The sequence below is a fragment of the Parvivirga hydrogeniphila genome, from assembly GCF_023371205.1.
GTDB classification, from domain to species: Bacteria; Actinomycetota; Coriobacteriia; order Anaerosomatales; family Anaerosomataceae; genus Parvivirga; species Parvivirga hydrogeniphila.
Genome location: NZ_JAMCCO010000007.1, coordinates 1 through 1,287, shown reverse-complemented (window position 1 = coordinate 1,287; position 1,287 = coordinate 1). Strand labels below are relative to the sequence as shown.

Here is a 1,287-nt window from a genome sequence, read left to right as displayed (position 1 = left end):
CTCCCAGTGAGCGTCCCACTCGTTGTTGAAGCGTAGCAGCTTGAGCTTGAGGATCCCGAGGGCCCCTGGCTTGAGCCAACTCATGCCGCGGCACTTCAAGCGTCTGGAGACCAAGACGTCCACCGCTTTTTCCACAGATCCCGAACCGAACAGATCGGTGCGCGTGTAGTTCCGAATGCCCTCCGCGTTGACGGTGATGTAGTTGATGAGCCGCCGGTGGACCTCGCGGACCCTGTCGTCGGGGCCCGGATCGTATGAGCGCAGGATGCGGACCGCCGCATGCGGCCTGCCTGCCACGCACTCGCTCAGCACGCGCTCGCGCCACGCAGCGTCCTCATCGCGGGAGAACAGCTCCGAGATGCGGCGCTTGAGGTGGTAGAGGTCGAGCACGTAGACGGCATCGGGGAACCAGTCGCGCGCGGTCCGTCTGATCCAGCCCGCGCCGTCCCCGATCACGATCGTCGTGCCTGCGGTGGTCATCCCCGCCTTCACGGCAAGCGTCGACATCTTGCGTGCGAAGGTCGCCGTGTCCTCGATCCCGGCGTGGGCGGTGCGGCCGAGCAGCGTCCGGCGCCCTTCCGAGACGTCGGCCGCCCCGCTCCACACCACGCCGACCCGTGCCTCGAAGCGCTCGCCCGTCGCCCGGTCGGCGACAAGCCCTCCATCCATGGCCACGACGACCGTGTCTTGGCCATCGCGCTCCACACACCCTGGCGGGCAGACCCCGCAGGAGAACAGCTCGTCTGTCTCGCGCTCGAGTTCCACGCCGATGCGCGTGGCCTCGGAAAGGGCGAATCTGCGTATCTGCTCGTGGCTGACCGTGGCGCCTGTGAGGCGGGCAAGCAGGTCCGAGGACTTCGCGTACCCGAGCTCTGTGGCCAGGCGCAGCGCACGTTCGGTGACAGGCAGCGTGTGCCGTGCTTCGGGCAGGAACGCCGCAAGCGGGGCCGAGCGCGCCTTGCACTCCTTGCACCGCAAGCGTCTGACAGGCACGCTCACGGCGCCTGCGAGCATCACGACACTCCTGTGATCGACATCTGAGACGGTCAGGACACCGCCGCACGAGGGGCACGTCCGTTCCTTGAGCAGGCCGGCCTCGATCTGACTGCACGCTTCGGAGAACGCCGCACGCTGCACCTCCTTGATCCTTTCTTCGAGATCACGGTCGAGCACGTGGACGGAAGCGTCATCGGGAAGCTCGATCTCCACGACACCGAGCTCGATGCGGACTATCATCGACATGCGGACTCCTCTCATCAGGTTGGTTGTGGTGACCCCACTGATGAA

The 1,287-nt window shown here is 66.3% G+C and carries 1 protein-coding gene; it reads right to left on the bottom strand.

The features are described 5' to 3' along the window. A partial coding sequence (locus MX659_RS09035) for a UPF0236 family transposase-like protein (protein WP_267193169.1) occupies positions 1-1,242 on the bottom strand: 1,242 nt, incomplete at its 3' end. Positions 1,243-1,287 lie beyond the last annotated feature (45 nt).